Below are 18,655 nucleotides of genomic sequence, written 5' to 3'. Positions count from 1 at the left end.
CATGCCAAAATCCTAGGAAGTCACCTTTAAGAGTAATTGCAAGGAGGGGTTTAAATGAAAAAATTAAAAATTGCAATAATAGGATGTGGAAGAATAGCATACAAACACGTGGAGGCCATAACACAAAATAAAGCAGAAATTGAACTTGTAGCAGTTTGCGATGCGTTAGAAGTTAATGCTACCTCCAAAAGAGATGACTATATAGAAGCAATAGGTGAAAATTCAGATGTAAAAGTTTATATAGATTATAAAGAAATGCTTGAGAAAGCTGATATTGATATGGTTTCTATAGCTACTGAAAGTGGGTATCATCCAGAAATAGCTATATATTGCATGAATAGTGGGAAACATGTAATTGTTGAAAAACCAATGGCATTATCTACTCAAGATGCAGATAGAATGATTAAATGTTCAAGAAAAAATAATGTAAAGCTTTGTGTTAGTCACCAAAATAGGTTTAATGAGCCAATAAGAAAACTACGAGCTGCAGTCGAAGAAAATAGGTTTGGAAAATTAGTTAATGGAACAGCGAGGATTCTTTGGAATAGAAATATGGGATATTACGCGCAAGCACCTTGGAGAGGAACATGGAACCTGGATGGTGGTACTTTAATGAATCAATGTATTCACAATATTGATTTATTACAATGGATGATGGGTGGAGAAATAGATACGGTTTATGCTCAGTGTGGTACTTTCCTTCGAGATATAGAAAGTGAGGATTTTGGGGCAATAATTATAAGATTTATTAATGGAGCTATAGGTATAGTTGAAGGATCGGCTTGTGTATATCCTAAAAACTTGGAAGAAACATTGAGCATTTTTGGTGAAACTGGTACTGTTTCTATCGGAGGCATTGCAGTTAATTCAATAGAAACTTGGAGATTTGCTGATAATAAGGATACTGAGCAGGAAATATTAACGCAGCAAAAGGGAAATCCAGATTCAGTATATGGCTTCGGACATACCCCCTTATTTAAAGATATGATAGATGCTATAAATATGCATAGAGAACCGCTTATAAATGGCGAAGAAGGAAAAAAAGGTATGTCTATTATACTTGCAGCTTATAAATCAAGACTTACAGGTCTTCCAGTTAAATTTCCAATGGGGGATTTCTCAACACTCGAAATGAAAAAATAATTTTGAAGATATTATATGAAAAGAGGGTATTTTTATGAATTATGTTTCAGAAAAAAGCAAAATTGGCAATAATGTAACAATGGGACATTTTGTGGTAGTAGAAGATAATGTAGTAATAGGTGAAAATTGTATTATAGGAAGTAATGTAGTTATTCACATAGGATCTGTTATAGCAGATAATGTTAGAATAGATGATAATACGGTAATAGGTAAACAACCTATGAGATCAGTAAACAGTATATTCAAAAGTGAAGAAAAATTGCTTCCAGCTGAAATAAGTGAAGGTTGCATTATAGGGGCAGGAGTGATTATTTATTGTGGATGCGCAATTGCAGAAAAAACACTTATTGCTGACACTGCTGTAATAAGAGAAAATGTAATTGTAGGTTCAAAAACAATTATCGGCCGCGCAGCAACTATTGAAAATTTCTGTAAGGTTGGTTCTAATTGCAAAATACAAACTAATGTGTATTTAACAGCTTATTCAGAAGTTGAGGATTATGTATTTATTGCGCCTTGTGTTACAACCTCTAATGATAATTATGCAGGCAGATCAAAAGAAAGATTTGGAAAATTCAAAGGGGTAACTATAAAAAAAGGTGGTAGAATTGGAGCAGGAGCAGTTATCCTGCCAGGTATTGTTATACATGAAGATGGTTTTGTGGCAGCAGGTAGTATGGTCACAAAAGACGTGGAAGCAGGTAAAATTGTAGTTGGTAATCCAGCTAAAGTGCTTCGATCTGTACCAGAGGATCAATTGCTTAAAAATCAATAAAAGGAAGCAAAAGGTGATAATTATGTATAAGAATAAGAAGTTTCTAGCTATTATTCCAGCAAGAGGTGGTTCGAAAGGTATACCAAATAAAAATATTATGGCTATAAGTGGTAAACCACTTATAGCTTATACAATTGAATCAGGAAAAAAATCTAAATATATAGATGAATTAATTGTATCAACAGATAGTGAGGTTATTAAGGTTATAGCACAGCAATATGGGGCTAAGGTACCTTTTTTAAGACCAGAAGAACTATCAAATGATACTTCAAAATCCATAGACGTAGTTATACATTCAATAGATTTTTACAAAAAAAATAATGTAAGTTTTGATTACGTAGTATTATTGCAACCCACATCTCCATTAAGAACGTTTAAGCACCTGGATGAAGCTATAGAAAAGCTTATTGAGAGTAAAAGTACTTCTTTAGTAAGTGTATGTGAAGCTAGCGAAAATCCTGTACTTATGAGAAGCATAGAAAATGAAAAGCTAAAAGAAGTTATAAGTTTTGAAGGAACAAATCTCAGAAGGCAAGACTTACCTACTTTTTATATATTTAATGGTGCACTATATATAAATTCAAATAATATGTTAGTTAACAAAAAAAAATTTGTTGATGAAAACACAATCCCTTATGTAATGAACAAGGAAAGCTCCATAGATATTGACACGATGCTCGATGCAAGACTTGTAGAGCTGATAATAGAGGAGAGTATTCATGTTTAAGATAGGAAATAAGGCTATAGGCGATGGAAATTCAACTTTTATTATAGCGGAGGCTGGGGTTAATCATAATGGAGACATAAATATAGCAAAAGATATGGTAGATAAAGCTGTATTTGCAGGGGCCGATGCCATAAAATTTCAAACATTTATTACAGAGAAATTAGTTACTGGATATGCAGAAATGGCTGAATATCAAAAGGACAACATAGGCAAAAGTGACTCACAGTTTAATATGTTAAAGAAACTAGAACTATCGCGCGAAAGTTTCATAGAAATACAAGAATACTGTATACATAAGAAAATTATGTTTTTATCTACACCCTTTGATTTTGAAAGCGCTGATTTTTTAGCCTATATAGGCGTGGAGGCTTTTAAGATTAGTTCGGGAGACTTAACTAATATTCCATTTTTAGAACATATAGCAAGATTTAATAAACCTATAATTTTATCTTCTGGCATGGCAACACTTTCAGAAATTGAAGAAACAATAAATGTAATAAATTTCCTGGGTAATAAAGAAATAGCAGTGCTTCACTGTACTTCAAATTATCCAGCTAAATTAGAAAGTGTTAACTTGAATGCAATGAATACCATAAAAAAATCTTTTGAAATTGTGTCTGGATATTCCGATCACACTGAAGGAATAACAGTGCCTATTGCAGCAGTGGCTATGGGAGCAAATATAATAGAAAAGCATTTTACAATGGACAAAAGTATGGAAGGACCAGATCATAAAGCTTCTCTGAATCCAATAGAGCTAAAAGAGATGGTTAAAGCGATTAGAGATGTAGAAATAGCACTCGGAACTGGAATTAAAATGTATAATTTTAGTGAAGTTGATACCATGAAGGCAGCTAGAAAAAGTATAGTCGCAGTTAGATATATAAAAGCAGGGGAGAGTATAAGATTCTCGGACTTAGATTATAAAAGACCAGGAACTGGACTTCCGCCTAAAGTCTACATTGATATTGTTGGGAGAAAAACTAATAGAGATATAAAAATTGATGAGCAAATATCCTTAAACATGGTGGAATAAAAATTAGCTAAATTATTTCGAGCACATGGAACATGAGTACATGGAACATGAGTACATGGAACATGAGTACATGGAACATGAGTACATAGAACATGAGTACATAGAATATGCAATTATAGAATTGGAGAGTAAATATGAAAAGAAAAATAGCAGTTATAACGGGCACGAGAGCAGATTATGGTATATTTTATCATGTTCTTAAAGAAATTCAAAAGCATGAAGAATTGGATCTTAAGCTTATCGTTTGTGGAATGCATTTATGTCCTGAATTTGGCATGACTATAAATGAAATAGAAAAAGATGGCTTTGTAGTATCAGATAAATTTGAAACTGTTTTAGCTTCTGATACAGGGTCGGCAATGGCTAAATCTATAGGACTTTCAATTATAGGTATGGCTCAAAGCTTTGATAAAATAAAACCAGATCTAGTATTAATACTAGGTGATAGAGGAGAAATGCTGGCGGCAGCAACAGCAGCTATTCATATGAATATTCCTGTGGCTCACATTCATGGAGGAGAAGTAACGGGAACAGTAGATGAATCCGTAAGGCACGCTATAACTAAACTTTCTCATATTCATTTTCCAGCAAATGAGGACAGTATGCAAAGAATCCTTAAATTGGGCGAAAAGGAAAAAAATATTTTTGTAGTAGGAGCGCCGGGACTTGATTATATTGTGAAAGCAAAATATTTATCAAGGGAAGAAATGCTAGAAAAATTTAAATTAAAAGATGATAAGATATTTTTAATGACTCAGCACCCAGTAACTACAGAAAGAGACATGGTGGAATGGCAAGTAAGAGAAACATTAGATGCTGTTGTAGAACTTGGATATCAAACTATAGTTTCATACCCTAACAGTGATAATGGAGGACGCGAAATTATAAGGGTTATTGAGGAGTATAGAGCGAAATATCCATTTTTAAAAGTATTTAGAAATTTAAGTCAAATAGAGTACCTAAGTTTTTTAAGTATAGCTCAGGTAATGATAGGAAATTCATCGTCAGGTATAATTGAAGCACCTAGCTTTAAACTGCCTGTAGTAAACATAGGGTCAAGGCAGGACGGAAGACTAAGAGCACTCAATATAATAGACGTACCTTATGGAAAGGAAGCTGTAAAAGCAGGCATTAAAAAATCAATAGACAATGAGAACTTTAAGAAGCAATTAGAAAACTGCACAAACCCTTATGGTGATGGTAATGCAAGTGGTAAAATAGCACAAATTTTAAGTGAGATAAAGATAGATAGGGAACTTATACAAAAAAGGATAACTTATTAGTTGATAGTTAGGGGTGACATTATGGAGAAAATTGTACTTGTAGGTGCAGGTGGCCATTGCAAGGTTATTATAGATATTATAAAAAGTGTTTCTAGATATAATATTGTGGGTGTAACTGATAAAGATTATAACTACGATAAATTTGTATTAGATATACCTATAATAGGCGATGATAGCATTTTAGAAGAATTATATAATACTGGTGTAAAAAATGCATTTGTATGTGTTGGTGCACTCCAAAACATTTTAACTCGCGAAAAGATATATAATAATTTAAAAGCTATAGGATTTAGTATACCTGTACTTATACATAAGGATGCAATGGTTTCATCTTATGCAAATGTTGCAGGAGGAACTTGTATAATGCCTGGAGCCATAATTAATCCAGGAGCTTACATAGAAGAAAATTGCATAGTAAACACCGGTGCAGTAATTGAACATGATTGCAAGCTACAAAGGAATACACATATTTCACCTAAGGCTTGTTTAGCTGGCGGGGTTAGCATAGGGCGCAATACCCATGTAGGTATGGGGAGTTCTATAATTCAATCAGTGCATATAGGGAATAATGTAATTATTGGAGCAGGAGCTGTGGTTGTTGAAAATATAGTAGATAATGTAGTTGCTGTAGGAATTCCATCGAAAATTATAAAGTGCAGGTGATATTATGAAATTTCCAATTGATAATTATTGTATAGGAGTGGATTCTAGTATAAAAGAAGCTATGAAGGTTATAGATAAAAACTTAACTGGGGGAGCTTTAGTTGTAAATGAAAATAATGAATTAGTGGGAACTATTACAGATGGGGATATACGTCGTGCTATACTTAAAGGCCACAGTATAAATGAGGATATAGAGAATACATATTTTAAGGATTTTAAATTTGTTACAGAAGAGTATAGTAAAAAGAAAGCAAAAGAGTATATGCTTAAGAAAAGGATAAGACAGATACCTGTTATTGATAAAAATAAAAAACTCATAGACTTATATTTTTTAGATGATATATTATCTTATGATAAAAAGCAAAATTATGTTTTTATTTTAGCAGGAGGTTTGGGTATTCGGTTAAGACCATTAACTGAATCACTACCTAAACCTATGCTAACAGTTGGTGATAAACCTATCTTGGAGCTTATAATAGAACAATTTAAAGAATATGGGTTTACGAACTTTATTATTTCTCTTAATTACAAAGGGAAAATGATAGAGGAACACTTTAAAGATGGAAAAGAATTTGATGTAAACATAGAATACATTAGAGAAACTAAAAAACTAGGAACAGCAGGCTCAATAGCATTAGTAAAAGAACGATTTACAAAACCTTTCATAGTTATAAATGGAGATATATTAACAGGAATTGATTTTGATAAGTTCTTAAATCATCATATGAAAAACAACTTTAATATAACTGTAGGTGTTAGAGATTATGAAATTAACGTTCCTTATGGAGTCTTAGTCACTGATAATATGCTTATAGAGTCTGTAGAAGAGAAGCCTACATATAAATTTCACATTAATGGTGGAGTATATGCTGTTAATCCTGAAATTATAAAGTACATACATGAAGACGAAGTCTATAATATGACCGATTTAATAGAAGATGCAATTAACAATGATTGTACGTCAGGTATTTATGAGATAACTGAATACTGGAAAGATATAGGCAGAATGGAAGACTATAAAAAGGCCAACACGGATATTCACAAATATTTTAAACTATAAGAAAAGGAGTAGATGAAATGAACTGGCAAGGGAAAAAAGTTTTAGTTACAGGTGCAGAAGGTTTTATAGGAAGCCATTTAACAGAAAGATTAGTGGAACTTGGAGCAGATGTTACAGCCATGGCTCAATATAATTCATTTAATAACTGGGGGTGGATTGATACTTTTGATAAGTCAGTAAAAGAAAGTATTAAAGTTGTTACTGGAGACATAAGAGAATATGATGGAATGAAAAGAATTATCAAAGGACAAGAGGTAGTGTTTCATCTTGCGGCTCTCATTGCAATCCCGTATTCTTATTTATCGCCTATGGCCTATGTAAGAACAAATGTGGAAGGTACTACTAATGTTTTAGAAGCTTGTAGAGAATATGGGGTAGAAAAAATTGTACACACATCTACTAGTGAAACCTATGGAACAGCACTTTATGTACCAATTGACGAAAAACACCCAATGCAGGGTCAATCTCCATATTCAGCATCAAAAATAGGAGCAGATAAAATGGCGGAAAGTTACTATAAAAGTTTTAATATGCCTATAGCGACTATTAGACCATTTAATACTTATGGACCAAGACAATCCGCAAGGGCTGTAATTCCAACAATAATATCACAGATACTCGCAGGGAAAACAGAAATTAAGCTTGGAAGCCTAACTCCAACTAGAGACTTTAACTTTGTATTGGACACTGCCCAGGCATTCATAAAAATAGCAGAAAGTGAAAAAACTATTGGTGAGGTTATAAATGTTGGTTCAAATCACGAGATAACTATAGGAGAAACAGTTAAAAAAATAATAAGTATAATAGGTAAGGATGTAAAAATTATTTGCGATGATGAAAGGTTAAGACCTATAAACAGCGAAGTTAATAGATTATGGGCTGATAATACTAAAATAAAGGAATTAACGCTCTGGAAGCCTAATTACACTATAGACAGAGGTCTTGAAGTGACAGTAGATTGGATAAAAAATAATATGCAACATTTTAAGACAGACATATATAATATTTAGCAAAAGAATAATGTTTAAAAAGTGGGAGGGTTTTGTTATGATACCTTTATGTATACCAGAAATTAGAGGAAACGAACTTAAATATGTTAAGGACTGTATAGATACTAATTGGGTATCTTCAGTAGGTAGTTATGTTAATTTATTTGAAGAAAAATTTAGTGAATATGTAGGTAGCAAAAGTGCAGTTGTCACAAATAATGGTACATCAGCACTTCAATTAGCGTTAGTAACCCTTGGAATAGGATACGCAGATGAAGTTATAGTTCCATCTTTAACTTTTATATCTCCAGTTAACACTATAAAATACGTAGGAGCACAGCCTGTATTTGTAGATGTATGTAGAGATACCTTTGTCATGGATGCAGAAAAGATAGAGGAATTAATAACACCTAAAACAAAGGCTATAATGCCAGTACATATTTATGGCCATCCTGTAGATATGGATAGAGTAATTCAAATAGCTAAAAAACATAATCTATTTGTTATAGAAGATGCAACTGAATCATTAGGATCTACTTTTAATGGCAGAATGACAGGTACCATAGGGGATATAGGCAGTTTTAGTTTTAATGGGAACAAAATTATAACTACTGGAGCAGGTGGAATGCTTGTAACTAATAATTCAGAATATGGCGCACGAGCGAAATTTTTATCCACTCAAACAAAAGTAGTTACTGAAAATAAAGCATTCTATCATTCAGAAATAGGATATAATTTTAGAATGCCAAATCTTTTGGCTGCATTTGGAGTGGCTCAACTTGAAAATATTAAAGAATATTTAAAAATCAAAAGACAAAATGCGGCATATTACAATGAACTATTAAGTGAAATTAAAGGAATTACCTTACCTATAGAAAAAGAGAATGTAGAAAATTGTTTCTGGTTATACTCAATCCTAATTGAGGAAAAGTATGGTATAACTCGCGACGCGCTTATACAAAAATTGAATAAAGAAAAGATAGAAGCAAGACCATTCTTTATGCCTATACATGATATGATTCCATATAAAACTTGTACACATGGGGATTTAAGTGTTACAAATGAGCTTTATCAGCGTGGAATAAATCTTCCAAGTTCTGTTGGACTTAAAAAAGAAGACATTGCAAAGGTATGTGAAATAATAAAAGAATGCAATAAATAACTCTGTTATTTATTTGCATTTAAGGGCGAAAGTCATTAATTAAGCCGCTTTAGTGGAGGTTTATGATATATTGGTAAGGTGGATAGGAGATAATATGAATATAGATTTTATAAAGAAATTGTACAAAAGCAGATTGGTGAGAAGTGGAATTTGGTTTACTATAGGGACCTTTTTTGTTCAAGGCATTTCATTTGTAACTATGCCTATTTTTACGCGGTTACTTAGTACTAGTGATTATGGAATAACTGGGGTATATACCACATGGCTTTCCGTTTTTACAACTATAATTACATTAGGGCTATTGGCTACAGTTAATAATGCCAAAGTGGATTTTCAGGAAAGATATGATGAGTATGCTTCATCTATACTTTTTTTAGTCACACTATTTGCTATTATGTGGCTTATAATTGGATTTGTGTTTAAAAAGCAAATATCTTCTATTATTAATTTAAATTCTATATTAGTCATCTTCCTTATTATTCAAGGTTTTTTTGGATTTATCGTGGATTTTTCTAATGCCAAATTAAATGCTGAATATAAATATAAGAAATATTTACTTATATCAATAAGTAGTGCTATTATAAACACAATTCTGGCTATAATACTCATAAGTAATATTAAAAGTGATAAGTATTATGGTAGGATTGGTTCTTTAATTATTGTAGCTTTAATTTACGGTACAGTTTTATATGTAATTGCTATGAAAAAAGGCAAAAAACTAATTAGTTTCGAATACTGGAAGTATGGATTAGTCATATCTATACCGGCAATTGTACATCTTTTATCAGGCGTAATTTTACAGTCTGTGGATACGGTTATGATAAATAGTATGATAGGGTCTAGCGCTGCAGGAATATATACCTTTGCATATAAAATTGGAATGATACTGTATATTGTATGGTTGGCGTGTAATAAGGCTTGGGTACCTTGGTTTTATGAGAATATGAAAGAAAAAAATTATGATGATATAAAGCTGAAAATTAAATATTATATTATGTTATTTTCTATCATGGGTTTTATACTTATATTTATATCTCCTGAAATAGGAAAACTAATGGGTACAAAAAAATTTTACAAAGGATTAGATTACGTTCCATTAATCATAATAGGATATTATTTTCAATTTCTATACAGTATACCAGCTAATATTGAATTCTATACTAAAAACACAAAGTTCCTTTCCCTAGGAACTCTAATTGCAGCTTTAACAAATGGTATATTAAATTACATTTTAATTCCAAGATATGGTGCAGTTGCAGGGGCGTGGACAACGATAATATCGTATATCTTATTGTTTTTATATCATTATTATATATCTTTATGCATATTTGACGTAAGAATTTATACGTTTAAACCTTTTGCATATGGCATTTTATACATAGTACTTAGTAGTATAATATTTTTTATAGTGAAAAACAATTGGGTTTTGAGATATGGAATATTAATAGCAACATTAATTGTACTAGGATATCAGATGAAAAAAATTAGTGGAAAGTTAATGCAAAAATGAGTTAAAAGAGATGATTCAACGACATTTCAGAAGGAAAGTCTCCCACTTCTATAAGTGGGAGTATAAATCTCCTTCTGAAGTCGTCGATATTGCAGCTCCGCAGGAGATGATTTAATGGTTAAATTAATCTATACAGCACAAAAAAAAGAACTGATAATAGATAGAAAAGTTGTGAATTTATTTGAATATATAGGAAATATAAACGTAGAAAAGGAAGCTTTTGAGTATTTAACTTATTTAGAAAACCAAAAGGTTAACGGGTTAAAGCTTGAAGAATTATATTTATATGATGATATACCATTATATATTTTTAGTAGACCCACTATTTATAGAAAATTAAATGGTTTGATTTTCTGTATTATGGTTATAAGAAATGCTCAGTGTAAAACGAATGAAGAAATACAAGTAAAAACAGATGATGACTTTATGGAAAAGGTTTGTGTAGAGGTATTCAACCTTAAATGTGAGAGAATTCATAGTGGAAAAAATATTCAAGCTATAAGTAAAGGTAAGTTAACTAGACGTTTTATCAGGGGGATAGGGAATTATTGTAAATTTACATTTGAAAACTTTTTAATGAATAAGAGAAATTATAAAGAGCCATTTTTGATTATTTCGCATGCTTCAAGTTTAAACTTAGTTAAAGGCAATACCAATGGTTATTATGACACTCAATTAGGGAAAGTTATAGATAAATTAAAAGAAACTTATAATATTTTAAATTTTCAACTCTTAAACAATAAATACATCATAGATAAGACCCTAAATTGTCATGAAAATTTTGTGCCATTTGAATTATTTATTTTATACAAAAGGCTTAAAGCTAAGAAAAATGTAAATAATAACTTATTGGTAGATAATTTAAGTTATTTAGATAAGTTAGATTTTCGCTTAAATGAACTTGATCTTAAAAATATACTTTTAGGGTTTGTGATGAATGATTTAAGAAAGAGTTATCTTTCTTATTTATATGAACTATTAATGGCAGGAAAAACTATTAGAAAGTTGAAAATTAAAAAATGTTTAGTAGCAGGAGAAGGCGACAGAGGAAGGTGCTTTATAGTCGCAGGAAATAAGTTAAATATAGATACTTATGCTGTGCAACATGGAATAATAAATGAAACCTCATCTACTTACATAATTAATTCAAAGTATAAAGATTTGTTGGTGCCACGTAATACATTTGTCTGGGGGGAAAAGTATAAAGAATTATTGATATCTCATACAAATGTATATAATAAAGAAAATGTTAATGTAGTTGGTCAAGTAAGAACAGACAATTTAGTTCAAAATGGATATTTGAAAAAGTCTAAAAAAAATGGGACACTGAGAATACTTTATGCCACTCAATATTTTAGGGATTTACTTGAACCGGCTACCTTAATGCTATTTAAGGCATTAAATTTAATGAAGGAAGATTACGAATTAATTATAAAACTTCATCCTGTAGATTTGAATTTTGAATTTTATGAAGTTATGGTGGAAAAGTTCCACATTAAAAACTGTAAAATAATGAAGGATGGAGATTTGTATGAATTAATTAAATGGAGTGGTTTGGTAGTAAGCGTACATTCTACAGTAGTTGTAGAAGCGGCACTTATTAATAAACCTTCTATATGTATATTAATCCCTAAATATAATGATGCTGGTGGTTTTGTTAAAGAGGGGGTATCCTTTGGAGTTAAGGATGAAAATGAGCTTTTAGAGTGTATGATTAAAATAAATATAGGTGACGTGACACTAAACCACGACATGCAAAAGTATATCCATGAAAATTTCTATAAGTTGGATGGAAAAGTAACAGAGAGGATAATAAATATTATAGTAAATTCTCCTGAGAAGCTTTTAGAAACAATAAAGAATGAGTAATTAAAGATAACTTTCTAAGATTCTTAATTATACTTAAATAGTGTAAAAGAACAGGAGGAAATTTATGAGAAAAATTTGCTTTTTAGCAGATGCACATAGTATACATACAAGAAAATGGGTTCAATATTTTGCGAGACTTGGTAATGAGATTCATATAATTTCGATGAGAGAAACAGATTATGTGTATGAAAACAATGTAAATTTGCATGTGTTAAGAACTATAGGTACAAATAAGTTAAGTTATTTTTTATTAATTAAATCAATTAAAAAATTAGTAAAAGACATTAATCCAGATATATTACACAGTCACTATGCTACTAGCTATGGACTTTATGGGAGAATGTGCAATTTCCATCCATTTGTAATATCTGTTTGGGGTAGCGATGTGTATGAGTTCCCTAAAGATAATAAAGCTAAAGAATTGCTACTTAAGTATATATTAAAAGGAGCGGATAAAGTTTGCTCTACAAGTTATAATATGGCTGAGGAAACAAAAAAATACTACAACAAAGAGGTAGTAGTAACCCCATTTGGTGTAGATTTAGATAAATTTAAATGTAGTACACCCATATTAAATAGTAGTTATATTACCATAGGTGCTATTAAGGGCTTAGAAAAAATATACGGACTAAATTATCTTATAGAGGGATTTTCAGAGCTTATACGTAAATACAGCGGAACCAAAGATTTAAGACTTTTAATTGTTGGAGATGGTACCCAAAAATTAGAGCTTGAGTCTTTAGTAAAGAAATTAAATTTAAATTCTAAGGTTACATTTACAGGTAAAATAGATAATGAAAAAGTACCTGAATACATAAACAAGATGGATATAGTATGTCTGCCATCCTTAAGTGAAAGTTTTGGAGTTTCAGCTGTCGAGGCCTGTGCGTGTGGACGGCCAATAATAACTACAGATGTAGGTGGATTAAAAGAGATAATTTTTAATAACTATAACGGTTTTGTAATCAAGCAAAAGAGTAGTTATGATATAACATTAAAACTTATGAAAATCATTGAAAATGAAGATCAAATGAAGGAATTTTCAAAAAATGCAAGAAGATTAGTCCGGGAGAGGTATAATTGGTTTGACAATGCAAAAATCATGAATGATATATATAAAACACTTGAGAAGGTTAGTAAATAGTAATGGTATATTCTAGCTTGCAATGCACTTGTCATTTGAAAATATCAGAAACTATGTAGGAGGATAAAAATGCAATTAACGCAAGAGATTAAAGAGTATTACTATTATTTGAAAAAGTATATTCACATAATTCTAATATTATATGCTGTTATAGAAATAGGGTTGTTTATAAAGATGGGTACATCAAATGTGCTCATGTTCGTAAGTAGCATATTTGTAACCTTGTTCGTAATTTGTAGTTTGATTTTAATGTTTAAAGATTTTGTTACCACAAGTTTAGTTTACGCGGTAGCAATACCAATAATACCTATGGCGTTGTATATTATGAATAGGTTAAATATAGCTGGGATAGGTGAAGTGGTATATTTAGCTTATTTTGCTATATATTTAACAAATATGGCTCGCGAATTTAAATATGGAGGATTTGATTTTTCAAAGCTTACGGTTAAATACACCAAGCTAAGTGTACTCTATATTATATTGTTATTATTAGCGACTATATCTTCTATGCGAAGTATTCATGTTTTAGAATCATTTAAGCTAGTGCTACTTAACATAGTTTCAATGATGATCTATAGCGTAGGTATGCTTTGCTGTAAGAAAAGCGATAAAGAGTTTTACAAAGATATATTGCGCTATTTATGTATTGGAGTTACGTTATCATCAATACCAGATATAATAGTAACTTTATATAATTTAATTGTACGCGGCAATAATCAGCATCTCTATGGGGTCTTAGGTAGCAATTTCATGCTTGGATACACTATAATAGTAATGCCTTTTATATTGTTATATGCTATAAATAAAGAGCTATCAGGGAGACATAATAAAGTATATATATTCTTATTATTAATTCAAATAATTAATTTTAGTACTCAAAAATCAAGAGGAATTCTCCTAACATTAGCTATGTGTTTTTTTATTGTAATTATAGTTGATATAAAGAATTGGAAAAAATATATACTAATTTCTATAGTTGTGATTTCTTGCATGACATTTAATGTTATGCATAGGTGGGAGGTGGAAGAAATTGCAACAGGCATAAAGATAAACAGCATAGAAGACCTTGTTAGCAACAATGCCAGAGTGCTTAAAAAATTAATAGAGCAAACTAAAAGTCGGAGACCAATATGGGCTTTAGCTTTTGAAATGATAAATGACCACTTTTATTTCGGTGTGGGACCAGGGCACTTTAAATATTACTATTTACAATATGGTGGGAATTCTAAAAAAATGTACATAGATGCTCATAATATAATTCTTAATTTAATTACAGAATTTGGAGTTGTATTTACTTTTACTTTTATGTTAGCTTGGCTAAGCAGCTTAATAAGGTCAGTATTGGGTATAATTAAAACTAATAAGAAAGATTTCAAGGAATTTAAATGGCCAGGAATTATTGGGCTTTTATGTCTTTTTGTTTATGGTAATATTACAGGTCAATCCTTTATGGCCTCAAAAGATCCAATAAGTGTAGTGCCTGCTTTTGTTTTTACTGTAGTGATGATATTAATGATATATTCAGAAGGGAAATCTGTTAGTTAAGTTTAGGACAATGAGAGGTGTTAATAATGAAAAACATATTAATTGTAGCTTATGTTTACCCACCACTAGGAGGTGCAGGAGTTCAGAGAACTTTAAAATTTGCTAAGTTTCTAAAGAAATTTGGATACAACGTAAACGTGCTTACTGTAAATAATGAAAAGAGCACTATAAAGGATGAGTCTTTGAAAGCTGAATCAACGGATGGAATAAAGGTATTTAGGGCTATGCAAAGAGATAATTTTATTGTCAACACTATTGCTAATAGGAATATAACCCATGTCAAAACCATGAAGGTTGAAAATAAAGAGGATATAATAAAAATAACCTCTGAAATTACACTTAAATCTAAAGTTAAGAGAAAAATAAAAAAAATCTTATTAAGTATTTATAGAAATATGTACATACCGGATGATAAAATTTCATGGAAAAAAGATGCGGTAGAATTAGGACTTAAAATAATTAAGGAAGAAAAAATTGATATAATATATTCTACCTCAGCACCATATACTGCGCATTTAATTGCTTGTGAATTAAAGCAAAAATCTAACATAGCGTGGATTGCTGACTTTCGTGACCAATGGGTAACTAACCCATTCACAGATTACACGCCCTATGCTAAGAGAAAAAATGAAAGGATGGAGACGACAGTTATTGAAAAAGCGAATGTTGTAATATCTGTAAGTAAACCTATAATAGATGATTTTATTGATAGATATAAAAATCAGAGGTCAGATAAATTTAAAATAATTACTAATGGATATGATGAGGATGATTTTGATGATTATAATATAGATAGGATACCGCCCAAATATATTATAACTTATAATGGAACCCTGTATGGGAAGATATCACCAAAGAATTTCTTAATAGCTATAGATAGGCTTATTGAGGATAAAAAAATAAAACTTGAAGAGCTTATCATTAGATTTGTCGGGCAAATAGGCAAGGATGCCCAGGAAGATATTACGTTTTTTCTTGCAAAATATGATAAGGTTATTGAATTTATATCATATTTGCCCCATAAAGAAAGTTTGAAGGAATTAGAAAATTCTTCAGCAGCGCTTCTAATTATAGGAGCTTTTGAAAGAAGCGAAGGCGTATATACAGGAAAGATATTTGAGTACATAAGAAGTGGAAGGGTTGTTATAGGCATTGTACCGGACGGTGTTGCTAAAGATTTAATACTTGATACGAACACAGGATTTTGTTGTCATCCTCAACAAATAGATGAAATTAAAGCAGTTATATATAAATCCTATGGCATTTGGAAAGGCACGCAGGAAAAGTTAGATATTCATTGGGAAAAAGTTAAAAAGTACAACAGAGAAAATTTAACTAGAGAACTGATGAGTATTATAGAAAGTTTATAAATGATGATTTGAAAAGGAAGTGAAATTCTAATTTTTATAAAAAACTTTATTAAAAAAACTTATTAAAAGTCAGGAGTCTATATGAAAATATTAACAGTCGTAGGAGCAAGACCGCAGTTTATAAAAGCAGCTGCAGTATCGAATATAATTAGAAATGAGCATGAAGAAATTTTAATACATACAGGTCAACATTATGATGAAAATATGTCAAAGATTTTTTTCGAAGAACTTAAAATACCTAAGCCTAGTTATAATTTAGAAGTAGGTTCAGGTGGACACGGCATGCAAACTGGTACGATGTTAATAGCACTCGAAGAAATTTATATAAAAGAAAAGCCAGATATGGTTTTAGTTTATGGGGATACGAACTCAACCTTTGCTGGAGCAATTTGTGCAAGTAAGTTACGTATTCCAGTAGCACATATAGAAGCGGGACTTAGAAGCTTTAACATGAATATGCCGGAGGAACAAAATAGAATCTTAACAGATCATATTTCAAAATATCTGTTTGCACCTACAACTTCAGCGGTTAAAAACCTAAGTACTGAGGGCATAACTAAGGGTGTTCATAATATAGGGGATGTAATGTATGATGCGACCCTTAATTTTTTAAAGATTTCAAAAGAAAAATCTAAGATTATGAAGAAACTTAATTTATACCAGGAAGAATTTATTTTAGCTACTATACATAGAGCAGAAAATACTAATGATATAAATAGATTAAGAAATATTAGTGAGGCATTAAATGAGAGCGGCAAAAAAATAATATTACCCCTACATCCAAGAACAAAAAAATATATGGATGATTATGATTTGAAATTTAATAATAATATAAAGATAATTGACCCAGTTGGGTATTTAGACATGATCAGTTTAGAAATGTACTGCAAAAAGATTGTTACAGACAGTGGTGGGGTTCAAAAGGAAGCTTTCTTTATGAATAAGCCTTGTATTACTATGAGAGAAGAAACAGAATGGGTAGAAACAGTAGAAAATGGATGGAATATTATTGTTGGAACTGATAAAACTAAGATTTTAGAGGGCATAGTTAATTTTATGCCAAATAAATCTCAGCAAAATGTTTTTGGAGATGGCCATGCTGCAGAGAAAATTTTAAAAATTATAAACAAACAATAGAGGTGAAAACATGCGTATTTTATTTTTAACTCAGTACTGTCCCCCAGAGGTGGGGGCACCTCAAAATAGAATTTTTGAGTTTGCTAAAAAATTACAGGAATTTGGCCATGAAATTACAATATTAACAGCAATGCCTAACTACCCTAGAGGGGAGATTTTTGATGATTATAAAGGTAATAAGGTGGTCATAGAAGAAATTGAAGGTATAAAGATAATTAGAACTAGTATTTATGCTACAAAATCTAAGAGTTTTACTAAGAGATTAAGAAATTATTTATCTTTTACTTTTTCTTCTGTACTTCAGGGGGCTATTCATATAAATAAGCAGGATGTAGTAATAACGGAATCTCCACCACTGTTTCTAGGCTTTTCAGGGTATGTAATAGCTAAGCTTAAAAAAGCTAAATTTGTTTTTAACATATCTGATTTATGGCCAGAATCAGCTATAAAATTAGGTATGCTTCATAATAAGTTATTCATTAAAATGTCTGTATGGTTAGAAGAATTTTGTTATAGACGTGCAGTAGCTGTTACTTGTCAAACAGAAGGAATAGTTGATGATATAGTCGGTAGAGGATTTGATAAAAACAAAGTACATCTGCTAACTAATGGAGTTGATACAAAGCTATTTAAAAGTGAAAATAGGGATGAAACCTTTAGAAGTGAAATTGGAGTAGAAAATAAGTTTGCACTATGTTACGCTGGTATTCATGGACTTGCACAAGGACTACAAGTTATAATAAATGCAGCAGAGATAGTAAAAGAGGAAAAAAACATTCAATTTGTTTTTGTAGGTGATGGTCCGGAAAAACAAGATCTTGTAAATATCGCAAAAGAAAAAGGATTAAAAAATGTTACCTTTTTACCTCTTCAGCCAAAGGTAAATATGCCTAAAATAGTAGCTTCTATGGATGCTGCAATAATTCCTTTAAAGAAGTTAGAACTTTTTAAAGGTGCTCTACCCTCAAAAATGTTTGAGACCTTAGCTTCAGAAATACCTATTATTTTACCAGTACAGGGTGAAGCGGCTAAACTAATAAACAGTGCAAATGCAGGAATTGTAGTAGAACCAGAAAATTCAAAAGAAATTGCAGAAGCGGTGTTAAAGTTATATAATAACATGGAGCTTAGAAATAGGTTGGGTGAAAATGGAAGGGCTTATGTTATGGAGAATTATGCTAGAGAGGATATAACAAGAAAATTAGAAAAAATATTGATGAATTTATAAAAATTATAATATTA

Annotated in this window: 16 protein-coding genes; all 16 read left to right on the top strand. The window is 31.0% G+C overall.

From position 1 onward, the window contains the following. Positions 1-54 precede the first annotated feature (54 nt). The 16 genes from ACWJKP_RS12085 (at position 55) to ACWJKP_RS12010 (ending at position 18,641) form a co-directional block, all read left to right on the top strand. Positions 55-1,143, top strand: a complete 1,089-nt coding sequence (locus ACWJKP_RS12085) for a Gfo/Idh/MocA family protein (protein ID WP_165414054.1) — start codon at positions 55-57, stop codon at positions 1,141-1,143. Between the two features lie 34 nt (positions 1,144-1,177). Next, complete coding sequence (locus ACWJKP_RS12080) at positions 1,178-1,918, top strand: N-acetyltransferase (protein ID WP_165414055.1); 741 nt, start codon at positions 1,178-1,180, stop codon at positions 1,916-1,918. A 22-nt stretch (positions 1,919-1,940) separates the two neighbouring features. Beyond that, on the top strand, positions 1,941-2,645 hold the full coding sequence (locus ACWJKP_RS12075) for an acylneuraminate cytidylyltransferase family protein (protein ID WP_165414056.1): 705 nt from the start codon (positions 1,941-1,943) through the stop codon (positions 2,643-2,645). Further along, positions 2,638-3,681 carry an N-acetylneuraminate synthase gene (gene neuB, locus ACWJKP_RS12070; protein ID WP_165414057.1) on the top strand — a complete coding sequence of 348 codons (1,044 nt, stop codon included), beginning with the start codon at positions 2,638-2,640 and terminating at the stop codon, positions 3,679-3,681. The genes ACWJKP_RS12075 and neuB overlap by 8 nt, the downstream gene beginning before the upstream one ends. A gap of 134 nt (positions 3,682-3,815) precedes the next feature. Then, on the top strand, positions 3,816-4,964 hold the full coding sequence (gene neuC, locus ACWJKP_RS12065) for a UDP-N-acetylglucosamine 2-epimerase (RefSeq protein WP_165414058.1): 1,149 nt from the start codon (positions 3,816-3,818) through the stop codon (positions 4,962-4,964). Between the two features lie 21 nt (positions 4,965-4,985). After that, the gene (locus ACWJKP_RS12060) at positions 4,986-5,627 is read left to right on the top strand and encodes an acetyltransferase (protein ID WP_165414059.1); all 642 of its coding nucleotides are present in this window, start codon (positions 4,986-4,988) and stop codon (positions 5,625-5,627) included. A gap of 4 nt (positions 5,628-5,631) precedes the next feature. Then, on the top strand, positions 5,632-6,687 hold the full coding sequence (locus ACWJKP_RS12055) for a nucleotidyltransferase family protein (protein ID WP_165414060.1): 1,056 nt from the start codon (positions 5,632-5,634) through the stop codon (positions 6,685-6,687). Positions 6,688-6,704: 17 nt separating this feature from the next. Continuing rightward, positions 6,705-7,697 (top strand): NAD-dependent 4,6-dehydratase LegB, encoded by a 993-nt coding sequence (locus tag ACWJKP_RS12050; protein WP_165414061.1) that lies wholly within the window; start codon positions 6,705-6,707, stop codon positions 7,695-7,697. Between the two features lie 37 nt (positions 7,698-7,734). Next, a complete protein-coding gene (locus ACWJKP_RS12045) occupies positions 7,735-8,838 on the top strand; it encodes a LegC family aminotransferase (protein ID WP_165414062.1) in 1,104 nt (367 codons plus the stop codon). Positions 8,839-8,932: 94 nt separating this feature from the next. Further along, the gene (locus ACWJKP_RS12040; RefSeq protein ID WP_462961189.1) at positions 8,933-10,348 is read left to right on the top strand and encodes a lipopolysaccharide biosynthesis protein; all 1,416 of its coding nucleotides are present in this window, start codon (positions 8,933-8,935) and stop codon (positions 10,346-10,348) included. A 114-nt stretch (positions 10,349-10,462) separates the two neighbouring features. Further along, positions 10,463-12,217 carry a hypothetical protein gene (locus ACWJKP_RS12035; protein ID WP_462961188.1) on the top strand — a complete coding sequence of 585 codons (1,755 nt, stop codon included), beginning with the start codon at positions 10,463-10,465 and terminating at the stop codon, positions 12,215-12,217. A gap of 64 nt (positions 12,218-12,281) precedes the next feature. Next, positions 12,282-13,361 carry a glycosyltransferase gene (locus ACWJKP_RS12030; RefSeq protein ID WP_165414065.1) on the top strand — a complete coding sequence of 360 codons (1,080 nt, stop codon included), beginning with the start codon at positions 12,282-12,284 and terminating at the stop codon, positions 13,359-13,361. A 69-nt stretch (positions 13,362-13,430) separates the two neighbouring features. Continuing rightward, a complete protein-coding gene (locus ACWJKP_RS12025; protein ID WP_165414066.1) occupies positions 13,431-14,906 on the top strand; it encodes an O-antigen ligase family protein in 1,476 nt (491 codons plus the stop codon). A 26-nt stretch (positions 14,907-14,932) separates the two neighbouring features. Continuing rightward, on the top strand, positions 14,933-16,276 hold the full coding sequence (locus ACWJKP_RS12020; protein WP_165414067.1) for a glycosyltransferase: 1,344 nt from the start codon (positions 14,933-14,935) through the stop codon (positions 16,274-16,276). Positions 16,277-16,357: 81 nt separating this feature from the next. Beyond that, positions 16,358-17,413, top strand: coding sequence for a non-hydrolyzing UDP-N-acetylglucosamine 2-epimerase (gene wecB, locus ACWJKP_RS12015; RefSeq protein WP_165414068.1), 1,056 nt, complete (start codon positions 16,358-16,360; stop codon positions 17,411-17,413). 10 nt (positions 17,414-17,423) lie between these two features. Next, entirely contained in the window at positions 17,424-18,641 is a 1,218-nt protein-coding gene (locus ACWJKP_RS12010; RefSeq protein ID WP_165414069.1) for a glycosyltransferase family 4 protein, read from the top strand. Positions 18,642-18,655: the final 14 nt, after the last annotated feature.

Source organism: Clostridium sp. CM037 (assembly GCF_055081095.1).
The sequence above is the reverse complement of the archived record's forward strand: the minus strand, read 5'-3'. Positions and strand labels throughout refer to the sequence as shown.

Coding starts and splice junctions, on each gene's coding strand:
- neuB (WP_165414057.1), top strand. CDS start 2,638: ATGTTTAAGATAGGAAATAAGGCTATAGGCGATGGAAATTCAACTTTT.
- ACWJKP_RS12030 (WP_165414065.1), top strand. CDS start 12,282: ATGAGAAAAATTTGCTTTTTAGCAGATGCACATAGTATACATACAAGA.
- ACWJKP_RS12055 (WP_165414060.1), top strand. CDS start 5,632: ATGAAATTTCCAATTGATAATTATTGTATAGGAGTGGATTCTAGTATA.
- ACWJKP_RS12050 (WP_165414061.1), top strand. CDS start 6,705: ATGAACTGGCAAGGGAAAAAAGTTTTAGTTACAGGTGCAGAAGGTTTT.
- ACWJKP_RS12025 (WP_165414066.1), top strand. CDS start 13,431: ATGCAATTAACGCAAGAGATTAAAGAGTATTACTATTATTTGAAAAAG.
- ACWJKP_RS12035 (WP_462961188.1), top strand. CDS start 10,463: ATGGTTAAATTAATCTATACAGCACAAAAAAAAGAACTGATAATAGAT.
- ACWJKP_RS12085 (WP_165414054.1), top strand. CDS start 55: ATGAAAAAATTAAAAATTGCAATAATAGGATGTGGAAGAATAGCATAC.
- ACWJKP_RS12020 (WP_165414067.1), top strand. CDS start 14,933: ATGAAAAACATATTAATTGTAGCTTATGTTTACCCACCACTAGGAGGT.
- ACWJKP_RS12045 (WP_165414062.1), top strand. CDS start 7,735: ATGATACCTTTATGTATACCAGAAATTAGAGGAAACGAACTTAAATAT.
- ACWJKP_RS12080 (WP_165414055.1), top strand. CDS start 1,178: ATGAATTATGTTTCAGAAAAAAGCAAAATTGGCAATAATGTAACAATG.
- ACWJKP_RS12040 (WP_462961189.1), top strand. CDS start 8,933: ATGAATATAGATTTTATAAAGAAATTGTACAAAAGCAGATTGGTGAGA.
- neuC (WP_165414058.1), top strand. CDS start 3,816: ATGAAAAGAAAAATAGCAGTTATAACGGGCACGAGAGCAGATTATGGT.
- ACWJKP_RS12075 (WP_165414056.1), top strand. CDS start 1,941: ATGTATAAGAATAAGAAGTTTCTAGCTATTATTCCAGCAAGAGGTGGT.
- wecB (WP_165414068.1), top strand. CDS start 16,358: ATGAAAATATTAACAGTCGTAGGAGCAAGACCGCAGTTTATAAAAGCA.
- ACWJKP_RS12060 (WP_165414059.1), top strand. CDS start 4,986: ATGGAGAAAATTGTACTTGTAGGTGCAGGTGGCCATTGCAAGGTTATT.
- ACWJKP_RS12010 (WP_165414069.1), top strand. CDS start 17,424: ATGCGTATTTTATTTTTAACTCAGTACTGTCCCCCAGAGGTGGGGGCA.